The following is a 19,295-nucleotide window of genomic DNA, read 5'->3' on the forward strand; positions in this document are numbered from 1 at the left end:
GCAGTCCCTTAGAGTTGACGGAGTTTCAGCAATTCGAGCTGGTAGCCTAACAGGTTTTCCAGCGCTTCCAGATGACGGAAACATTCCGCCAGATCTTTGCCCCAGGTGTACACGCCGTGGCCGCGTATCAGGTAGGCGTGGCCCTGGCCCTGGGTGCTCATGTGCTGTTCGACCAGAGCGGCCAGACGGGCAATGTCCTGATCGTTGGCAAACAGCGGGAAGCTGAGGGTGTCTTCGTGGGTAGTTTCCCCGGCAAAGGCTTTCTGCAGTTCCCAGCCGCTAAGCTGTAGCTGATCCTGTGGCCAGATTTGTGACAGCACCACCGCCACCGGCGAATGGGTATGAAGCACAGCACCAATGGTCGGATCACGCTCATACAATTGAGTATGCAACAGGGTTTCGGCGGAAGGCTTGCCTGAAGTCAGTGCGTGGCCTTGCCAGTCAACGACCAGAATATCCGCCGGAGTGAGCTCGCCTTTATGCTTGCCTGAGCTGGTCAGCGCGCAGCACTGCTCATTCAGGCGTACGGAATAGTTGGAACTGGTGGCCGGTGACCAGCCACGGCTGTAGAGGATGCGGCCGTAATCGCACAGCGCCTGGGCGGCGCGGGCAAAATCCTGCTGATTGAACATGGCCATTCCTCAGCGCGCCAGCAGCAGCGCAACGCTGTCGCGGTCGGGTTGCATGATCAGGCCTTTTTCGGTGGCGATCACATCAATCAGCCCGGCCGGGGTAACATCAAATGACGGGTTAATTGCATGGCAGCCTTGCGGTGCAATAGGGTGGCCAAACAGGCTGGTGACTTCTTCCTGTGGGCGCTGCTCAATCGGAATATCGTCGCCGCTGGCCAGGGTTAAGTCGAAGGTGGTGGTCGGTGCGGCGACCATGACTTTGACACCATGATGCTTGGCCAGAACGGCCAGGCTGTAGGTACCGATTTTGTTGGCCACATCGCCGTTGGCGGTAATGCGGTCGGCACCAACAATGACCCAATCCACATTACCCTGACGGAACAGTTGTGCAGCCGCGCCGTCGCAGACCAGCGATACCGGAATCTGATCCTGCATCAACTCCCAGGCGGTGAGACGTGCCCCCTGTAACCATGGGCGGGTTTCACCGGCATACACCTGAGTAACCTTACCTTCAGCATAACCGCTGCGGATAATGCCAAGGGCGGTGCCATGACCACCGGTGGCCAGTGCGCCGGTGTTGCAGTGGGTGTAGATCACGGCATTTTCCGGCAATACCGAGGCACCGAATTCGCCCATGGCGAGGTTGGCGGCAATGTCTTCTTCGTGAATCTTACGGGCTTCGGCCACCAGTGTATGAGCATCGGCGGAGTTCAGCGCGGCCATACGCTCCAGCGCCCAGAACAGATTCACGGCGGTTGGGCGGGATTCTGCCAGAACATGATAAGCCTGTTGCAGATCGCGTCCGGCCAGTGCGTCCAGAGCATAGCCATAAGCCGCGGCAATACCAATGGCCGGGGCACCGCGCACGACCATGGCGCGGATAGCATCGGCGACTTCGGCGGCGGTGGTGTATTCGAGTACACGGTGTTCGTGCGGGAGAACGCGCTGATCAAGCAGGTGCAGGCTTTGCTGGCGCCATTCAATGGCATGAAAAGAAGCGTGTGCGGATGCAGAATGTACAGACATGGTGGCCGTCCTGATAGCAAGGCGCGTGACAGTGATAATACCTCTGCCACGCGCTTAAAATAAGGCGGCTATTTTAGGGCCTGTTAACACTAATTGAACAGGCCTGTTATTGGCTAAAAATGTCTCAGGCAAGGCGCTGAGAGTGTTGCCTAACGGGTTAAGCGAACGAACAGCAACGCAGGATGAGGGATTTTTAGCGATAACCCTTCGGGCTGAAGCCAGTTTTCCCCATAAACATCGTCGTTCGTCATTCATTTAGCCTGCTAATATCACTTCTCTCTCCTTGTTCTGAGAAAAACTGGCTCTCAGCAGGTCCGGTTCACTTAGTGTTAACAGGCCCTGGCCGAATGACACCTGATCCTAAACTTTAAACTCGTTTACGATGCTGCGCAGTTGCTCAGCCTGTTCCGCCAGCTGTTCGGAAGCGCTGGCGGTATTGGTGGCTTCGCGCACGGTGTTTTCGGATACCTGATTAATACGCACGATGTTGGCGCTGATTTCGGCAGCGACCTGGCTTTGCTCTTCGGCGGCGGTGGCCACCTGTGCGTTCATATTGTTGATGGTGGTCACGTGCTGCATGATGCTGTTGAGTGAGCTTTCGGCCTGACGTGATTGTTCGACCGCTTTCTGTGCATTGCTCTGGCTCAGCTCCATCACCTGTACCGCCTCCTGCATATTGCGGTTGAGTCGTTCGGTAACACTCTGAATATCGCTGGTGGTTTCTTCGGTACGGGCCGCCAGTGCCCGTACTTCATCGGCGACGACGGCAAAGCCACGGCCCTGTTCACCGGCCCGGGCGGCTTCGATGGCAGCATTCAGTGCCAGCAGGTTGGTTTGTGCAGCAATGCCCTGAATGGTTTTTGAAGCATTACCGATTAACTCGCTTTCTTTGGACAGCGTCTGGATGACGTCGCGCGCACGCTGAACATCCTCTACCAGCTCGGTAATGGCGCGGATATTCGCTTCCATCACTTTTTGTGAGGCGCTGGTCTCGTCACTGGCTTTGCGTGTTGCATCGGCAGCGGACTCCGCGCTCTCAGCCACTTCGGAGGCGGTGGCTGACATCTGATTGACGGCGGTAGCCACCTGTTCAATTTCATCCTGCTGATGCTCGATACCACGGCGGGTCGCGGTGGCGATGGTCAGTACTTTTTCTGAACCCGCCGAAACGCCCAGACTGAGGTTGGCCATTACCCGTACCAGCAGTTGCAGATGGCTGATAAAGCCATTGAAGTTGGTGACCAGTTTACCGATTTCGTCGGTAGCGCGGGTTTGCAGGCGTACGGTGAGGTCACCATGGCCAGTCGCCATGGCTCCCAGCGAGTGCACAATACGGTTGACCAGGCGGGTGATCAGGCTGGATATATACCAGGCCGTAAACTGCAGCATGGCGATCATGATCAGAGCAATGACCAGTCCCACTTGCAGGGTACGGCTGCTTTCATTACTGGTTGCCTGAATTTCGGCGGAGAAATTACGGTAGTTTTGCTGACGCAGTTGTTCCAGCATTTTGCTGAACGCATCGTAAGTCTGATTGGCTTTTTGCGCCTGCTGGGCCAGTTGCGCAAGTTCAATTGTGCCCTGAATCATCCCTTCGGCCATCTGGCTGGCACTCGCCCAGTACTGGTTGTAAGCGGCGTTCAGCTCCTGCAGTTGTTGTTGGCTGTCCGGCAGCAGCTGGCGGATGTCGGTCAGCGTTGCCTGCATATCCTCATGGTGGCGGCGTGCTTCGTTGATGCGGTCTTCATCCAGGTCAGCCACCGCGTTGGCCAGTTCGTTCCGCACCTTAAACAGCAACAGACCGCTGTGGTCGATTTTTTCCGTCAGCGGGAAGGTGATCTTTTCCATGTGGTTCAGGCTGGACTCCATTCGCTGTTGTGCCAAAAGCGAGTAGCCCAGATAGATGATAAAGCCGGCGGCGCCCGTCAGGGCAATGGCGAATATTTTGTAACGCAGTGATAGTCCGTTGAACAGGGTCATTCAGCATCATCCTGATTGATAACTCAGCATTAGGAATAGCCGATGAAACGCCGCTGCTCAAGCGAACTGACGTGATAGTCAGCGCGTCCTTTGCGGCGGAAGAAAATAAGGGTATTTAGTAGTGCTCAGGCATGAGGCAGGGCTCATGCCTGAGTATCAGACGGGATCAGAGCATTTCCTGCATCTGCTGGAACGCACGCACGAGGCCGTTGGTAGAACCATCAAAATGCTGCGGAATACGTTGTGATTCCAGCGCTTCCAATACTTTATTACCAAGCTGCTTGCCCAGCTCAACACCCCACTGATCGAAGGAGTTAACGCCCCAGAGCATGCCCTGAGCGGCCACTTTATGTTCATACAGTGCGATTAAGGCCCCGATGGTCTGGGGCTTGGATTTCGGGTAGTACAGCGTGTTACTTGGGCGGTTTCCGGGGATTACCTTCTGCGGCGCCAGGACGATGGCTTCGGCTTTGCTCATGCCGGCGGCAATCAGTTCCTCAACCGCTTCTTCTTCCGATTTGCCCTGCAGCAGGGCCTGACTTTGGCTCAGGCAGTTGGAGACCAGTATGGCGTGGAAGTTATCAATGGGGTTGTGGCTGCACATTGGCATAATGAAGTCACAGGGCGAGAAGTGGGTGCCCTGATGCAGCAGCTGGTGAAATGCATGCTGGCCGTTGGTGCCTACACCACCCCAAATGATCGGGCCGGTCTGATAGTCAACCTGATAACCATCGGCGGTCACCGACTTACCGTTACTTTCCATATCCAGTTGCTGCAGGTGGGCCGGTAATGTGCGCAGATAATGGTCGTAGGGCAGAATGGCGTGGGAGTTCACACCAAAGAAATTGACATACCAGACCCCCAGCAATGCCATCAGTACCGGCATATTCTGTTCCAGTGGCGCGGTGCGGAAATGCTCGTCCATTTCAAAGGCACCGCGTAACAAATCGCGGAAGTTGTCGATGCCAATCGCCAGCGCCAGCGGCAGACCAATGGCTGACCAGAGTGAATAACGGCCGCCGACCCAATCCCACATCGGGAAAATATTTTCTTTGGCGATACCAAATTCAACGGCTTTTTCAACGTTGGATGATACGGCGGTAAAGTGCTTGGCCAGATCGCTTTCGTTGCCGCCGTTATCGAGGAACCAGCGCCGGCAGGCCAGCGCATTCTTCAGGGTTTCCTGCGTACTGAACGACTTTGACTGGATAATAAACAGCGTGGTGGCCGGATCGAGACGTTTAAGAATCTCGGTAATGTGCGAGCCGTCAATATTGGCCAGATAGTGGATCGTCAGGCGACTGTCCCAGTAAGGTTTCAGCGCTCCGGAAGCCAGTTTGGGGCCAAGGAATGAACCGCCGATGCCAATGGATACCACGTCGGTAAAAGGTTTGTTGCTGTAGCCACGCCATTGGTTACGGCGGATCTTCCAGCAGAACTCTTCCATACGATGCACGGTGTCTTTGATTTCCGGCATGATGTCCTGGCCGTTCACCATCACCGGACGGTCGCTGAAATTGCGCAGGGCGGTATGCAGAGCCGGGCGCTTTTCGCTGCGGTTGATGGCCTCACCACTGAACATATTGTCTATGTGCAACGGCAGTTCGCGCTCTTTGGCCAGTTGCAGCAGCAGGCGCATGGTTTCTTCGGTGACCCGGTTTTTGGAGTAATCCAGACTCAGTCCGGCTGCCTGGATATGGAAGCGCTCAAAACGGTAAGGATCATCAGCAAACCAGTCGCGCATATGCTGGTCTTTGATGGACAGATGATGCTGCTGCAGCGATTTCCAGATCTCAGACTGGGTCAGGCTTCCTGTAACGGCCATGGGCTTTCCTTAAATACGGTCGGATAACAACGACAAATCAGATGCGGCGAGTATACGGAAGGCAGCAACAACGGCAAAGCTCAGGGGGGAAGTATTGCCAGCAGAACGTAAGTATTGTCCGGGTGAGCGAAGTAAAAAAAACGCCGCTGAAAAGCGGCGTTTATGGGGCAGGCTGTGAGATGAACTCAGGCAACCTGAACCGGAATATCGAAGCTGGTATGGCTGACGCTGTTATCGGCGTTCAGGTAAACCATTTTAGGCTTGAACGTAGCCAGTTCTTTTTCGTCATAGTTCGCGTAAGCACAAATAATAATGCGGTCGCCCACATCAGCCATATGCGCTGCAGCACCATTAACGGAAATGATACCTGAACCATCTTCGCCACGAATAATATAGGTGGTGAAGCGTTTGCCATTATTGATGTTATAGATCTGGATCTGTTCAAACTCACGCATGCCCGCGAGATCCAGTAACTGGCCGTCAATGGCACAAGAGCCTTCATAGTTCAGGACTGAGTGCGTAACCCTTGCCTGATGAAGCTTGGCTTTGAGCATGATGGATTGCATGGTAAACCCTTTCTTTACTATTCGGACGATTCTTCGCCGCAGGACAGAATCCCGCGACGCCGGAATTGTTCACTTATCACCCATATGGGCGCAAGGCGGCGAAGTATGCCTCAATCATTCGCCTGATTCAATGTCACCTGAAGATTATCAATTAAGCGCGCTGAGCCAAGGAAAGCCGCGGCCAAAACGACGACAGAGTGATCACCCAGAGTGGCGGTTGCCAGGTCTGAGGAACGGCGGATTTCCAGGTAATCGGGACGGAAACCACGCTGCTGCAGACGTTCTGCCGCTTCTTTCAGACTGACGGCAAGGTCTTTGCCGGCCTTGAAGTCGGCGGCAATCTCGGTCAGGGTCAGGTACAGGCCCGGCGCCAGCGCGCGTTCATCGGCGTTCAGATAACCGTTACGCGAACTTAAGGCGAGTCCGTCATCAGCCCGTTTGGTGGCTACCGGGACGATTTCTACCGGCATGCACAGGTCGTTTACCATCTTGCGGATCACCGCCACCTGCTGAAAGTCTTTTTCACCAAAGAAGGCGATATCCGGCAGAACCTGATTGAACAGTTTGCTGACCACCGTGGATACGCCATCAAAATGCCCCGGGCGGCTGCCGCCGCACAGGCCCTCGGACACGACCGGCACATGCACAATGCTTTGGGCGTCCTGTCCGTTGGGGTACATCTCATTGACGTCGGGTGCAAATAACAGATCGCAACCTGCTGCCGCCAGTTTTTCCTGATCCGCCGGCAGGGTGCGCGGATAACGCGCCAAATCGCTCTGGTCGTTAAACTGCAGCGGATTCACAAAGATGGATGAGACGGTAAAGCAGTCTTCCGCCAGTGAGCGCTCAATCAGGCTGATATGGCCTTCGTGCAGATTACCCATGGTTGGCACAAAACCGATACGACGGCCATTGCTGCGGGCGTTGCGGACGTGCTCACGCAGTTCGCTGATGGTATGAACGGTAATCATGCGCTGAATCCGTGCTCGGCGGCCGGGAATTGGCCGGATTTCACTTCTGCCACATAGGCGGCAAAAGCCTGTTGTACATTGCGGCCATCGGTCAGGAAGTTTTTCACAAACTTAGGAGTGAAACCGGAGTTCAGGCCCAGCATATCGTGCATCACCAGCACCTGCGCATCGGTGTCGGCTCCGGCGCCGATGCCGACAACCGGAATCGACACCGCAGCGCTGATCCGGGCGGCCAGAGTGCTGGGCACGCATTCCAGCAGCAGCAGGTCGGTACCGGCTTTCTCCAGTGCGATGCAGTGGGCCAGCATGGCTTCGGCTTTATCGTCTTCACGGCCCTGAACGCGGTAGCCGCCGAATTTGTTCACCGATTGCGGTGTCAGGCCGAGGTGTACGCACACCGGCACGCCCTGACGGCCCAGAGATTCAACCAGTGGAATCAGCCAGTCATCACCTTCCAGTTTGACCATGTGCGCACCGGCCTGCATCACTTTGCGGGCGCTTTCGAGCCCCTGTTCCAGGTTGCCATAACTCATGAATGGCAGGTCCGTCATGATCAATGCCGGACGCTTGGCGCGCCGGTTGCCACGGACGACCGCTTCGGTGTGATAGACCATATGATCAACCGTAACCGGCAGTGTGCTGTCCTGGCCCTGAATAACGTTGCCGAGGGAGTCGCCGACCAGCAGCACTTCAACGCCGGCATCGGCCGCCAGTTGGGCGAAGGTCGCGTCGTAGGCGGTCAGGACTGAAAATTTTTCCTGCCCGGCTTTCATTGCCTGCAGTGAGCGGATACTGATGGGACTCATGGTCATTCTCCGGTTACAGCGTTTTGTTTAGAAACAAATCTGGGGCGTATGGTGCGGATTGGCGTTTATAAGTCAACTGTCAGAGCAGTCAACAAACCTGTGGCGGTGGCCCGATGCGTTGCAGATCGCCACCGAATTCCGGCTGCAGATCAGTAATGGCGCGGCCATCGGGCAGGTGCAGGTCGGCCGCAATTTCACGCAGAGGCAGCAGAACAAAACTGCGTTTGTGCATTTCGTGGTGAGGGATATTCAGACGTTCGCTGAGCAGGGTCAGATCACCGTACAGCAGCAGGTCCAGGTCGATACAGCGCTCACCCCAGTGGCGGTGCTTGATACGTCCCTGTTCACGCTCCTGCGCCTGCAGGGCATCCAGCAGAGCCAGAGGCTCAAGAGTGGTTTGCAGCTCAGCGACCGCATTGACGTAGTCTGGCTGATCCTGCGGCCCTAATGGTTTGCTGCCATACAGGGAAGAGCAGCGCAGTAGCCGGCTGTCGGGAAGCCTGGCCAGCGCGCGCAGGGCGATAGCAATCTGCGCGGCAGGATCATCAAGGTTGGCACCGAGGCCAATAAAGCAGCGAATCATGGGTATGAACGGCCGCCGTCAGTTAGCCTGAGGCGGGCGGCGGTTGCGGTTACGCGGTGCGCGACGGCGGCGTTTTTTGAATTCGCCCTGATCGCCCGATTCGTTATTACGATCAAAATCGCGGGGTGGACGGCTTTGCACCAGATCCGGATGCTCCTGTTGCAGGCGCGTCCAGAAGCCACCGATGCCATTCAGGTTCTCACCGGACTGCTCGCGCAGCAGCACGAAGTCATAGGCAGCGCGGAAGCGTGGGTGGGTCAGCAGATCTTCCGCCTTACGGCTTTGGGTGCGGGCCAGACGCAATTGCATCTCCCAGATTTCACGCATCGGAATGGAGAAACGCTTAGGAATGGCGGTGCTTTGAATCTGTTGTGCCAGCACGCGGTCGGCGGCTTTTTGCAGGGCAGGATGCGGTGCCATGCCTTTGGCTTCGAATTCTTTCTGGATACGAACCAATGGCGGCCACAGCAGGGCAGCGAGGAAGAAATACGGTGTTACCGATTTACCCGCATGGATGCGTTCATCGGTGTTGCGCATGGTATTTTCCGCCATGGTCAGTGCCAGTGCATCATCGCCCAGGCACTGCTCGGTCGCCGGAAACAGCGGGCCAAACAGCTGGTACTCACGCAGCAGACGCAGAGTATCGAGCGCTTTGCCGTGCAGGAACAGTTTAAGGATTTCTTCAAATAAACGAGCTGACGGAATCTGTGTCAGCAGCGGAGCCATTACCGGAATCGGTTCTGCGGTGTGCGCTTCAATGGTGAAATCCAGTTTAGCGGCAAAGCGAATAGCGCGAAGCATACGCACCGGGTCTTCACGATAACGCGTTTCCGGGTCACCAATCAGGCGCAGACGACGGTTCTGTAAATCATCCCAACCACCGGCATAGGCGTGTACGCTGTAGTCGGCAATGTCGTAATACAAGGCATTAATGGTGAAGTCGCGACGAACGGCATCTTCATCTTTATTGCCGTAGACATTGTCACGCAGGATCATGCCCTGATCGCCCTTGGCGGCAATTTTATTCGAATGTTCTTCGGTTGGCGGCGCGCGGAAGGTGGCAACTTCGATAACGTCACGGCCAAACACCACGTGTACCAGTTTGAAACGACGGCCGATCAGGCGTGAATTGCGGAACAGCTGATTCACCTGCTCCGGGGTCGCGTCGGTGGCGACATCAAAGTCTTTCGGATGCAGGCCCAGCAGCGTATCGCGAACGCCACCACCAACCAGTAATGCCTGGTGCCCGGCTTTATTCAGGCGATACAGAACCTTGAGAGCATTTTCGCTGAGGTTATTACGACTGATGCTGTGCTCATCACGTGGCACGATGGTCAGTTGGACATCGGTGCGCGCTTTCTTTTTGCCGAACAGGCGAATGACAGATTTGATCAAATTGGTTGGCCGTTTCACGGATTCAGAAGTCTTAGTCTTGCAAAGAAGCAGGCGAGTGTAACGGTTCACCTGAATTTAAGGAACCTCTGAATCATGCTGCACCTTCATCTGTGCGGTTCTTAGCGGCGATAAATATGGAGCAATACAGAGCGTGAGGCACGGTGAACAAATTGCAGGCAAACAAAAAGCCGCATGGGCGGCTTTGTGAGTCTGCTCTTTTCTTATTGTTATTTTTCAACCTGGCGAACCGACTGTTTTGAATGGACAGGTTCCTGCCCTTTATTTTTCTTATTCTTCACAGCATGGAGCTGTGCATTCAAAACAGCGTGTTCATAACACCGGTCTTTTATTGTTGTTGTTATCGAAGACCGTTTGTTCCGGCGCTTTGTTATTTTTATAAGTCGCCGGTTTGGCACTGAGGACGTTTGTTATTTTTATTGTTCGCCGCAGTGTTCTGTTATGTATAAAGCATTCGTCGTGCCAGATTTTAATTTCCCTTTAAAATCAGTAGGTTACTGTTTTTATAAGGTGTTGTTACCAATGTGTTCGACTAAAGTGTTACTTCATTCGAGGCCTGAGGTAACAATAAATGTTCCCAGGGTAACAACGTGTAACCTTTGTGGCATGTCAGGGTAACCTGTGAATGCTGGCGCTTTTTTGATCATGATAAAGTATGGCTTTTGTTTCATGGATGGCATGAGAGGAGCGCGGCTTCAGAGCATGACTGAGCAGATAGAAGCGGATGTGCTGTTGTACTGAGTGTTATGCCGCAATCAAAGAGTGGTGTCGCTGCGCATCAGACATGATGGCTTGAACAGGGGGCGATACCGGAGCGGTTATGGGGAAGCGTTTGCTAAAAACAGAGTTTGTATGAATCAGATGTTGGATGAACAAGAGTGGGTCAGATAAGAGAGATGATTGCTTTGCCAGCTGTTTCGCAGGCAAAGCAATCGTCTTTCAGTGAGTCGGGGCTTGTTATTATTGTTATGAACTCAATGGCCGGTTTTATTTTTATTGTTTGGCCTGTCGCGCTCAGGATTCTTATTTTTATTTTATGAGGCGCATTTTTTATTGCTTTGATAACTATATAGCGAATGCCATGCCAATAAGTGAAAATAAAATAAAATCGTTGAATATCAATGGGTTGTGGGTTTTCGAGAGAGGTGACGCGAATTGCGTTCCACTAAAGTGTTACCACCGGTGGCGGTAAATGACTGATATTGAGAAGAAAGTGTAACCGGGCGGTTACACTTTGTGCGCTGGCAGAGGTTGATCTGAGCCTGGCTCTGGGCGTGAATGACTACTTGCTGCCTTTCTTGCGCGGGATGCCCAGACGCTGACGGCGTTCCCACAGGCTTTTACGCGATATTCCGAGTTTGCGTGCCAGATCGGTCTCGGTCATGTTGTGCTCGTTTTCCAGCACAAAGTGCACAAAGTAATCATCCAAAGATAGATCGCCTTGCTGGGTCTGACCATCAACTGGCCCGTATTGTTCATTCTGCAGCAGGTTTTCACGCATTGCCGGGCTGACGTAGCGATCCGGTGACAGGTCGATACCCAATAATTCAGCCTCAATCCTGTCGTCATCGGCCAGAATCACGGCACGTTCCACCGCGTTTTCCAGCTCACGAACGTTACCCGGCCAGTTGTACTGGCGGATGGCCTGAGTGGCCTCTGCGGTAAAGTGCATCGCTGGCTGCTGCATTTTCTCGCAGGCGCGGGTGAGCATGGCGGCGGCAATTTCGACCACATCGTCGCCCCGTTCGCGCAGCGCTGGTAAATGCAGCTCAACCACATTCAGGCGGTAATAAAGGTCTTCTCGGAATTCACCACGGCTGGCGAGGTCTTTCAGATTGCGGTGGGTTGCGGCCACCAGACGTACATCGACTTTTCTGCTTTGTACCGAGCCCACACGGCGAATCTCACCTTCCTGCAATACCCGCAGCAAGCGCGCCTGGGCTTCGAGGGGTAATTCACCGATTTCATCGAGAAACAGGGTGCCGCCGTCGGCCGCTTCAACCAGGCCCTGACGCATGGCATTGGCCCCGGTAAAGGCGCCTTTTTCATGGCCGAACAGTTCAGATTCGATCAGGGTTTCCGGAATGGCGGCACAGTTCACCGAAATCATTTCAGCGTTGTGGCGGCGGCTTTGGTTGTGCAGCGCCCGTGCAACCAGCTCTTTACCGGTACCCGATTCACCCTGAATCAGGACGGTGGCATCGGTAGGGGCAACTTTATTAATTTTTTTGAACAACAGCAGCATGGGTTCACAGCTGCCAATAATGCCACTGACCGGATACTCGCGGCTGACTTCTTTGCGCAGGTCAGTATTGGTCGGTTTATGGCTGAGGCTGGATTCTTTCAGAATACGCTGCACGGCCTTGATCATTTCATCGTGATCAAACGGTTTGGCGATGTAATCGACCGCCCCCATTTTCATCGCATCGACGGCGGAGCGCAGGCTGGCGTAGCTGGTCATGATCAGTACCGGAGTGTCTCCGGCCAACTCGACCAGCTCGGTTCCCATACCGCCGGGCAGGCGGAGGTCGCTGATGATCAGGCTGTAACGGCTGAAGTCTTCACGTTTGGCGGCATCAAGGGAATCCACATCGGTGACTTCGTAGTCATGACGCTGCAACAGGCGGCGCACGGACTGACGGATAATGGCTTCGTCTTCAACAACCAGGATGTGACTCATGCAACGGGTTCCGATTCTTCAATGTGATGATAACGTGGCAGACTGACTTTAACACAAGTGCCGCGGCCGTCGGCGACCGGACTTTCGATGGCGATGTGGCCGTAGTGCTCTTCGATAATGGAGTACACCAGTGACAGTCCCAGTCCGGTGCCTTTGCCGACGTCTTTGGTGGTGAAAAAAGGTTCGAAAATACGGTCGACCTTATCGGCCGGAATCCCATGTCCCTGATCGATAATGCGCAACACCACCTGGTGCTCGTCGGTTTCTGCGACGACACGAATGGTTTGTCCGGGCTCGCTGGCATCGCGGGCATTGCTCAGCAGATTGACAAATACCTGTACCAGACGCTGGTCATCGCCGAGCATCATAACGTCAGCGGCACACTCATTAATAAAGGCAATGTCCTGGCTGCGTTTGCTCAGACGCAGCAGTTGCATCGCCTCATCAATCACATGCGCCAGGCTGACCGGCTCGTGTTCGGTAGAATGATGGCCGGCGTGGGCAAAGTTCATCAGCGACTGCACGATGCGGGTAACCCGTTTGGTCTGCTCCTGAATTTGGTTGGCCATTTCCAGCAGCTCGGGGTTATCGGTTTCGTAGCGGATGGTTTGCGCCAGACAGTCGATACCGGTAATCGGGTTGCCAATTTCGTGCGCTACACCCGCCGCCAGACGGCCAATAGAAGCCAGCCGCTCGCTGTGCATCAGTTCGTCTTCCAGTAACTGGGTTTCGGTCTGATCTTCCATCAGCACGACAATCCCGCCGGGCTGACCGCCACTGGGTTTGATCACCGATTTATGCAGGCTGTACCAGCGCGGACGGGCACCAATATCAACGCGCTTTTTGTGCTCGTGCATCGGCTCGTTGACGACAAAATCCTGCAGCAACTGGTTCCAGGGAGGAGGCAGGCGGCTGAGGTGTGAGCCGGTTACCTGGGCGGCGTCGATCTGGGTCAGCTCAGTCATCGCCTGATTCCACATCAGAATCTCGCCGTCATCGGCCAGCGAGCACACCCCCATCGGCAGGCGTTCCAGTGTCTGACGGTGATAGCGGCGCAGGTTATCCAGTTCACCGGCCAATCCGCTCAGGCGGTCATGGAAGCCTTCCAGGCGCTGTTCAATCTGGTAAATATCTTCGCTGAGTTCGGCATTTTCCTGAAACGGCAGATAGCGGCTGACAATATCGTGCGCCACGGTTGGCCCCATCAGGCCGGACAGATTGGCCTCCAGCCGTGCGCGCAGGCGGCGCAGGGCGTAGGGTCGGTCTTCGTAAGAGGGCAGGTCGAGGTCGGTCAGCGCCTGATACACCTCGCGCTCAGCGACGTAACGGCCCAGCGGTTTGCTCAGCGACATAATCACATCATTGGAGTTACCGGCAATCAGCGGCCGGCGACTGGGACGCGAAACGGTATCGATGGAGCAGGCTTCGGCAGCGGACATTTCCGAGGCTTTCTGCTTGCTGCTGAGGCTCACCAAAACAAACAGCAGCAGGTTAATGGCGAAGGCCGACAGCGCTGCCAGGTGCCAGTTGCTTTCATCCACCGCCGCCAGCGGCAGGGGAACATTCCAGCCCAGCGCCAGTTCGGAGAACGGCAGCAGCATGGCGTAGATCCACACCAGAATGCCGGCGATCAGGCCGGATAAAAATCCTTTGCGATTGGATTTCGGCCAGTACAACAAGCCCAATACGCCGGGCAAAAATTGCAGGGCGGCGACAAAGGCGAGAATGCCCAGGCGGTTAAGGTCCAGATCGGCTCCGACGGAACGATAAAAACCGTACGCGAGCAGCAGAATGCCAGCGATGAGTGAGCGCCGCATCCACAGCAGCCAGCGATAAAAATCATGACGCGGACTGGGTTTGTGGAAGGGCAGTACCAGATGATTGAGAAACATCGCCGCCGTGGCCAGGGTAATCACAATCATGATGCCTGAGGCCGCGGCCAGGCCGCCGACAAAGGTCAGGATGACCAGAAACGGTGATTCCAGTTTCAGGCCGATACCAATGGCAAAGTATTCGGCCGGGGTTTGAACATCCAGATAAATCCCAGCCCACAGAATCGGCGGTACCGCCATGCTCATGGCCAGCAGGAATAACGGAAAACCCCAGCTGGCTGGTTTCAGCGCGTCGCTGTTTACGTTTTCGGTGAAGGTCACATGAAACATGTGCGGCATGACGATGGCTGCGGCAAAAAACACCAGCAGCAGCGTGCGCCACGGGCCTTCCTGCAGGGTAATCTGCTGGTTGGACAGGCGGTCCTGGTTATCAATCAGCCACTGCTCCAGACCGCCAACCTGATCAAAAATGCCAAATAACGCCACGCCGGCCAGTACCAGAATGGCGGTCAGCTTCAGCAGGGATTCAAAGGCCAGGGCAAAGACCAGCCCTTCGTGCTTTTCCCGTGGCGATACATGACGCGCACCGAACAGCACAGCAAAAATGATCATGATGATACAGAAGCCGAATGCCAGCGTGGTCGCCGGCCATTCGCTGTTGAGCAAATGCAGGGTGTCGGCAATGGCGCTGATCTGCAGGGTCAGCATCGGAATCACTACCGCCAGCGTAAACACCGACACCAGCATACCGGCCAGACGCGAGCGGTAACGGAAGGCGAGCAAATCGGCCAGTGATCCCAGCTGATAAATACGGGCAATATGCAGAATCGGACGCAGCAGAATCGGCGACATGACGAAGGCGCCGGAGATGCCAAGGTAATAGGCGAGGAAGCCATAGCCGTATTGGTTAGCCATACCGACCGAGCCATAAAAGGCCCAGGCGCTGGCATAAACCCCCAATGAGAAGATATACACCAGTGGATGGCGTACCCAGTGGCGTGGCACCCAGCCGCGTTCAACGGAGTAGGCGGTGGTAAATAATGCGCCGAGGTAGCCCAGAACGATCAGCCCCAGCTGGCCCAGACTAAAGCTCATCATCACCCCGCTTATGGTTCAGCCAGATGTAAAAGCCAATCAACAATAGCCAGACAGCAAAGGGTTTGTACCAGGCGCCGCGGTCATCCAGCCACCAGTCCATCATGATGGGGGAGAACATATAAATCCCCACCAACAGTGCCAATCCAAGGCGGTAATCGTACATAGCCACGCCGTCGTAAAATGAAAGCGGCAAGCGTACCACAAAGTTGTCAGTCGGCAGACGCTTCGCGCTGAAAGCCAGCGGGTGCCGGTCGTTCGCGCTGTCCGGCCAGTGTTTGTGACTGCCAGTGCGCGACGCCCCAGTCGAGCAGTTCGCCAGGGGCAAGCGATTGGATGGCGGCGGGCGGTTGCTGGCCGAGCCAGCTCAGTGCCAGCCATAATGTGTAGCTGATGTTTTGCGTTGTTAAGGCTTGCGCCAGATTCTGTTTACTCAGCTTTTGCCCGTTGGCTTCCAGTGCGACCGGAATATGGGCGTAGTGTGGTGCCGTGTGGCGCAGCGCCTGGTAGAGCAGAATCTGGCGCGCGGTGGAGTCGATCAGGTCGATGCCACGCACGATATGGGTGACGCCCTGGTCAATATCGTCGCTGACGACTGCCAGCTGATACGACCACGGGCCATCACGGCGTTTAATCACAAAATCCCCGATCTCCTCACTGAGATCGCTGCACCAGCGTCCCTGTAAAGCATCATCAAAACACAACTCACCCGGCGGGCAGAGAAAACGCCAAGCAATATCGCTGTGCGCCTGACACTGGCAATTGCCGCGATGTGGCTGGCCGCCGAGTTGTTTGCGCGAGCATTGGCAGGGAAATGCCAGGCCGCTGCTGATCAGCTGTTGCAGTACCTGCTGATAAGCCTCATGACGGTCGCTCTGGTAGCGCACTTCGCCATCCCAGTGCAGGCCGTAGGCATCCAGAATATGCAGAATGGCGGTGGCTGCGCCCGGATCTTCACGCGGCGGATCGAGATCTTCGATGCGTACCAGCCAGCGGCCGCGATGCGCACGGGCATCCAGATAACTGGCGACGGCGGCCAGCAAAGAACCAAAATGCAAAGGCCCGGTCGGAGATGGCGCAAAGCGGCCAACGTAAGGTGTGTGATGCTCAGGCGGGGGTGTTGCAGAAGTGTCTGACATAAGAGGGTCAGTCATCGGAAGAAAAAGAAAGCGCGGACGCCGCTGGCGGCCGCGCATTCAGCCGGATCAAACGCCCAGCTGTTTTTCTTTTATTTCAGCCAGCGTCTTACAGTCGATACACAGATCGGCGGTAGGGCGGGCTTCAAGACGACGAATACCAATTTCGACGCCGCAGGCGCCGCAGTAGCCGTAATCGCCTTTACCGATCAGGTCGATGGTCTTCTCAATTTTCTTGATCAGCTTACGCTCACGGTCACGGGTGCGCAGTTCCAGGTTGAACTCTTCTTCCTGGCTGGCACGATCGTTAGGATCGGCGTAGTTATTCAGCTCGGTTTGCATGTGCTCTTTGGTGCGATCGACTTCTTCCATCAGCTCCTGTTTCCAGTTGCGCAGGATCGAGGCGAAGTGCTCCAGCTGAGCATCACTCATGTATTCTTCATCTTTGCCAATTTCATAAGGTGTGAAATCGGACAGGGCAAATTCTTTTTTATCTTGCGGCATTGCGTTACTGCCTCACCTGGTAAACCGGTTTAACCGGACATCGGATCCATGCGCCCCGGGAAATAACACTTTCTTCCCCGGGCTCCAAATGATAAGGCGGGGAAACTATCAGATAACATGCCAAGCGCCAACTATTTCCGCAGGGTTTTGTTGCTGCTGGTCAGTCATCTGGCACAATAGAGCGACTGTTTTGTTGTTTTCTTTACTCATTCTTACCTGTTTTTATCTGTTTTTATTGATAGTTGAGTTGTTATGTCCACCAATCAGGCTCCGGCCACCCCGGTTTCTCACGCTCCTGCCCGTCGTTGTGCAGACATTAAACCCTTTCAGGTTATGGCCATTCTGGCCGAAGCTCAGGCATTGCAGGCGCAGGGGCAGGACATTATTCATCTGGAAGTGGGGGAACCGGATTTTCCGACACCACAGCCGATGATTGATGCCGCCATTACAGCGATGAACGCCGGTAAGACCGGTTATACCCCGGCATTGGGTCTGCCACAACTGCGGCAGAAGCTGGCGGATTACTATTTTGATCGTTTTGGCGTGCGCATCAGCCCAAAGCGTATTGTGCTGGCACCGGGAGCTTCCGGCGCTTTGCTGCTGTTAACGGCGGCACGGCTCAATCCGGGACAGCAGATTTTACTGGCCGATCCCGGCTATCCCTGTAACCGCCATTTTGCCCGCGTGTTTGAAGGCCGTGGCCAGTTGCTGCCTTGTAATGCGGCGCAGAAATTCCAGCTCACGGCCGCCGATGTGCGTCAGCACTGGTCGGCTGACACCAAGGTGGCGCTGGTGGCATCACCGGCTAATCCGACCGGCACGGTGTTATCGCTGGACGAACTGAGTGCGCTGGCGACGGCGGTACGTGAGCAGCAGGGTGAGCTGTGGGTCGATGAAATTTATCAGGGACTGAATTACACCAGTGCGCCACAAACGGTTCTGTCGGTCGCAGATGACGCCGTGGTACTGAACAGCTTTTCCAAATTTTTCGGTATGACCGGCTGGCGTCTGGGTTGGGCGGTGGTGCCGGAAGCCTGGGTGCCGGATTTGGATACGCTGGCGCAGAACCTCTTTCTGGCACCGCCAACACCGGCGCAGTACGCCGCACTGGCGGCCTTTGAGCCAGAGACGATGGCCATTCTGGAGCAGCGCCGGGCCGAGCTGGCCGAGCGCCGCGACTATTTAATGCAGGCCTTGCCGCCGCTGGGTTTCGCTGTGCCGGTCGCACCCGACGGTGCGTTTTATATTTATGCCGACGCCAGCCGCTTTACCAGCGACAGTCTGAGCTTCTGCTCGCAGGTGCTGCGTGAAATCGGCGTGGCGATTACACCGGGTGTGGATTTTGGTGAACACGAGGCCGGCAGTCATGTGCGCTTTGCCTTTACCACCCGCCTGGAACGTTTACAGGAAGCCGTGGCCCGCTTAGCAGCCTGGCTTAATAACCGCGCGGACGGCACACGCTGATGCAGTACGATGGTCCATTGGTCGGTGGCCGGTTAATCAAACGCTACAAGCGCTTTCTTGCCGATATTGTGCTCGACAGTGGCGAAGAAATTACCGCGCACTGCCCCAATACCGGCTCGATGAAACACTGCGCCGAACCCGGCAGTCGCGTGTGGTTGTGGGACTCGTTACCGTCCGGGGTCGCCGCGAAGCGTAAATACCGTTACAGCTGGGAATGGGTGGAAATCGCCGGACGTTACAAAGCCTGCATCAATACCGCCCGGCCCAATCAGCTGGTGGCCGAGGCGCTGGCCGCCGGAAACATTGCTGAGCTGGCGGGGGATTTTCAGATTCAGCCCGAACCTAAGGTGGCTGACGGACGGCTGGATTTCCTGCTGCAGGCGGAAACGTCGGCCGTGTATGTTGAGGTGAAAAGTGTCACGCTGCTTGATTGCCCTCAGCCTGAGCATCCGGACGCCAGCGATGGTTGGGGCAGTTTTCCGGATGCGGTGACCGCCCGTGGGTTGAAGCATCTGCGCCGTCTGGCTGAACTGCGCCAACAGGGTTATCGTGCCGTGCTGTTGTTTTGTGTACCGCATGAGGGGATTGCGCGGGTGCGTCCGGCGCGGGCGATTGATCCGGCTTATGCGGCGGCGCTGGCCGAAGTTGTGGAGCAGGGCGTGGAAGTGCTGGCCTATCAGGCACAGTTTTATGCCGATGAGCGCGGTCTGGAATTAGGAAAACGGCTACCGGTAGACATTGGCGGCTGAGGTTAAACAAAATCCATTTAAAAAACAGGGTAA

General features: G+C 55.5%; 16 protein-coding genes. 2 read left to right on the forward strand and 14 right to left on the reverse strand.

The genetic code is table 11. From position 1 onward, the window contains the following. Nucleotides 1-8: 8 nt before the first annotated feature. The 14 genes from NYR02_RS15415 to dksA all read right to left on the reverse strand — a co-directional run bounded on the left by NYR02_RS15415 (nt 9) and on the right by dksA (nt 17,049). Nucleotides 9-632, reverse strand: a complete 624-nt coding sequence (locus NYR02_RS15415) for a methylthioribulose 1-phosphate dehydratase (protein ID WP_260977244.1) — start codon at nt 630-632, stop codon at nt 9-11. 9 nt (nt 633-641) lie between these two features. Further along, nucleotides 642-1,658, reverse strand: coding sequence for an S-methyl-5-thioribose-1-phosphate isomerase (mtnA, locus tag NYR02_RS15420; protein ID WP_260977245.1), 1,017 nt, complete (start codon nt 1,656-1,658; stop codon nt 642-644). A gap of 360 nt (nt 1,659-2,018) precedes the next feature. Then, nucleotides 2,019-3,638 carry a methyl-accepting chemotaxis protein gene (locus NYR02_RS15425; protein ID WP_260977246.1) on the reverse strand — a complete coding sequence of 540 codons (1,620 nt, stop codon included), beginning with the start codon at nt 3,636-3,638 and terminating at the stop codon, nt 2,019-2,021. A 166-nt stretch (nt 3,639-3,804) separates the two neighbouring features. Beyond that, the gene (pgi, locus tag NYR02_RS15430) at nt 3,805-5,463 is read right to left on the reverse strand and encodes a glucose-6-phosphate isomerase (RefSeq protein ID WP_260977247.1); all 1,659 of its coding nucleotides are present in this window, start codon (nt 5,461-5,463) and stop codon (nt 3,805-3,807) included. 185 nt (nt 5,464-5,648) lie between these two features. Next, the gene (gene panD, locus NYR02_RS15435) at nt 5,649-6,029 is read right to left on the reverse strand and encodes an aspartate 1-decarboxylase (RefSeq protein WP_260977248.1); all 381 of its coding nucleotides are present in this window, start codon (nt 6,027-6,029) and stop codon (nt 5,649-5,651) included. 110 nt (nt 6,030-6,139) lie between these two features. Next, nucleotides 6,140-7,000: a pantoate--beta-alanine ligase gene (gene panC, locus NYR02_RS15440; RefSeq protein WP_260977249.1), complete on the reverse strand. Its 861-nt coding sequence runs from the start codon at nt 6,998-7,000 to the stop codon at nt 6,140-6,142. Then, the gene (gene panB / locus NYR02_RS15445; protein WP_260977250.1) at nt 6,997-7,806 is read right to left on the reverse strand and encodes a 3-methyl-2-oxobutanoate hydroxymethyltransferase; all 810 of its coding nucleotides are present in this window, start codon (nt 7,804-7,806) and stop codon (nt 6,997-6,999) included. The genes panC and panB overlap by 4 nt, the downstream gene beginning before the upstream one ends. Nucleotides 7,807-7,894: 88 nt before the next feature. Then, a complete protein-coding gene (gene folK / locus NYR02_RS15450; RefSeq protein WP_260977251.1) occupies nt 7,895-8,389 on the reverse strand; it encodes a 2-amino-4-hydroxy-6-hydroxymethyldihydropteridine diphosphokinase in 495 nt (164 codons plus the stop codon). An 18-nt stretch (nt 8,390-8,407) separates the two neighbouring features. Then, nucleotides 8,408-9,781 carry a polynucleotide adenylyltransferase PcnB gene (gene pcnB, locus NYR02_RS15455; RefSeq protein ID WP_476756259.1) on the reverse strand — a complete coding sequence of 458 codons (1,374 nt, stop codon included), beginning with the start codon at nt 9,779-9,781 and terminating at the stop codon, nt 8,408-8,410. Between the two features lie 1,303 nt (nt 9,782-11,084). Further along, a complete protein-coding gene (locus tag NYR02_RS15460; protein WP_260977253.1) occupies nt 11,085-12,482 on the reverse strand; it encodes a sigma-54-dependent transcriptional regulator in 1,398 nt (465 codons plus the stop codon). Then, nucleotides 12,479-15,412, reverse strand: a complete 2,934-nt coding sequence (locus tag NYR02_RS15465; protein WP_338055957.1) for an ATP-binding protein — start codon at nt 15,410-15,412, stop codon at nt 12,479-12,481. Before NYR02_RS15465 ends, NYR02_RS15460 begins: the two co-directional genes overlap by 4 nt. After that, nucleotides 15,399-15,575, reverse strand: a complete 177-nt coding sequence (locus NYR02_RS15470; RefSeq protein WP_260977255.1) for a hypothetical protein — start codon at nt 15,573-15,575, stop codon at nt 15,399-15,401. The genes NYR02_RS15465 and NYR02_RS15470 overlap by 14 nt, the downstream gene beginning before the upstream one ends. A gap of 46 nt (nt 15,576-15,621) precedes the next feature. Continuing rightward, a complete protein-coding gene (gene gluQRS / locus NYR02_RS15475) occupies nt 15,622-16,548 on the reverse strand; it encodes a tRNA glutamyl-Q(34) synthetase GluQRS (protein WP_260977256.1) in 927 nt (308 codons plus the stop codon). A gap of 66 nt (nt 16,549-16,614) precedes the next feature. Beyond that, a complete protein-coding gene (gene dksA, locus NYR02_RS15480; protein ID WP_260977257.1) occupies nt 16,615-17,049 on the reverse strand; it encodes an RNA polymerase-binding protein DksA in 435 nt (144 codons plus the stop codon). A gap of 252 nt (nt 17,050-17,301) precedes the next feature. Here dksA and NYR02_RS15485 point away from each other — a divergent pair, with 252 nt between their 5' ends. Both NYR02_RS15485 and sfsA read left to right on the forward strand, forming a co-directional pair. Further along, nucleotides 17,302-18,513: a pyridoxal phosphate-dependent aminotransferase gene (locus NYR02_RS15485; protein WP_260977258.1), complete on the forward strand. Its 1,212-nt coding sequence runs from the start codon at nt 17,302-17,304 to the stop codon at nt 18,511-18,513. Further along, complete coding sequence (gene sfsA, locus NYR02_RS15490; RefSeq protein WP_260977259.1) at nt 18,513-19,262, forward strand: DNA/RNA nuclease SfsA; 750 nt, start codon at nt 18,513-18,515, stop codon at nt 19,260-19,262. Before NYR02_RS15485 ends, sfsA begins: the two co-directional genes overlap by 1 nt. Nucleotides 19,263-19,295: the final 33 nt, after the last annotated feature.

This window comes from Thalassolituus pacificus (assembly GCF_025318105.1).
GTDB classification, from domain to species: domain Bacteria; phylum Pseudomonadota; class Gammaproteobacteria; order Pseudomonadales; family Oceanobacteraceae; genus Venatoribacter; species Venatoribacter pacificus.

What these genes read in the sequence shown, in the direction of transcription:
- panD (WP_260977248.1), bottom strand. Translation starts at nt 6,029, where the DNA reads ATGCAATCCATCATGCTCAAAGCCAAGCTTCATCAGGCAAGGGTTACG.
- NYR02_RS15470 (WP_260977255.1), bottom strand. Translation starts at nt 15,575, where the DNA reads ATGTACGATTACCGCCTTGGATTGGCACTGTTGGTGGGGATTTATATG.
- mtnA (WP_260977245.1), bottom strand. Translation starts at nt 1,658, where the DNA reads ATGTCTGTACATTCTGCATCCGCACACGCTTCTTTTCATGCCATTGAA.
- folK (WP_260977251.1), bottom strand. Translation starts at nt 8,389, where the DNA reads ATGATTCGCTGCTTTATTGGCCTCGGTGCCAACCTTGATGATCCTGCC.
- gluQRS (WP_260977256.1), bottom strand. Translation starts at nt 16,548, where the DNA reads ATGTCAGACACTTCTGCAACACCCCCGCCTGAGCATCACACACCTTAC.
- NYR02_RS15485 (WP_260977258.1), top strand. Translation starts at nt 17,302, where the DNA reads ATGTCCACCAATCAGGCTCCGGCCACCCCGGTTTCTCACGCTCCTGCC.
- NYR02_RS15425 (WP_260977246.1), bottom strand. Translation starts at nt 3,638, where the DNA reads ATGACCCTGTTCAACGGACTATCACTGCGTTACAAAATATTCGCCATT.
- pgi (WP_260977247.1), bottom strand. Translation starts at nt 5,463, where the DNA reads ATGGCCGTTACAGGAAGCCTGACCCAGTCTGAGATCTGGAAATCGCTG.
- dksA (WP_260977257.1), bottom strand. Translation starts at nt 17,049, where the DNA reads ATGCCGCAAGATAAAAAAGAATTTGCCCTGTCCGATTTCACACCTTAT.
- NYR02_RS15415 (WP_260977244.1), bottom strand. Translation starts at nt 632, where the DNA reads ATGTTCAATCAGCAGGATTTTGCCCGCGCCGCCCAGGCGCTGTGCGAT.
- NYR02_RS15460 (WP_260977253.1), bottom strand. Translation starts at nt 12,482, where the DNA reads ATGAGTCACATCCTGGTTGTTGAAGACGAAGCCATTATCCGTCAGTCC.
- panC (WP_260977249.1), bottom strand. Translation starts at nt 7,000, where the DNA reads ATGATTACCGTTCATACCATCAGCGAACTGCGTGAGCACGTCCGCAAC.
- panB (WP_260977250.1), bottom strand. Translation starts at nt 7,806, where the DNA reads ATGAGTCCCATCAGTATCCGCTCACTGCAGGCAATGAAAGCCGGGCAG.
- NYR02_RS15465 (WP_338055957.1), bottom strand. Translation starts at nt 15,412, where the DNA reads ATGATGAGCTTTAGTCTGGGCCAGCTGGGGCTGATCGTTCTGGGCTAC.
- sfsA (WP_260977259.1), top strand. Translation starts at nt 18,513, where the DNA reads ATGCAGTACGATGGTCCATTGGTCGGTGGCCGGTTAATCAAACGCTAC.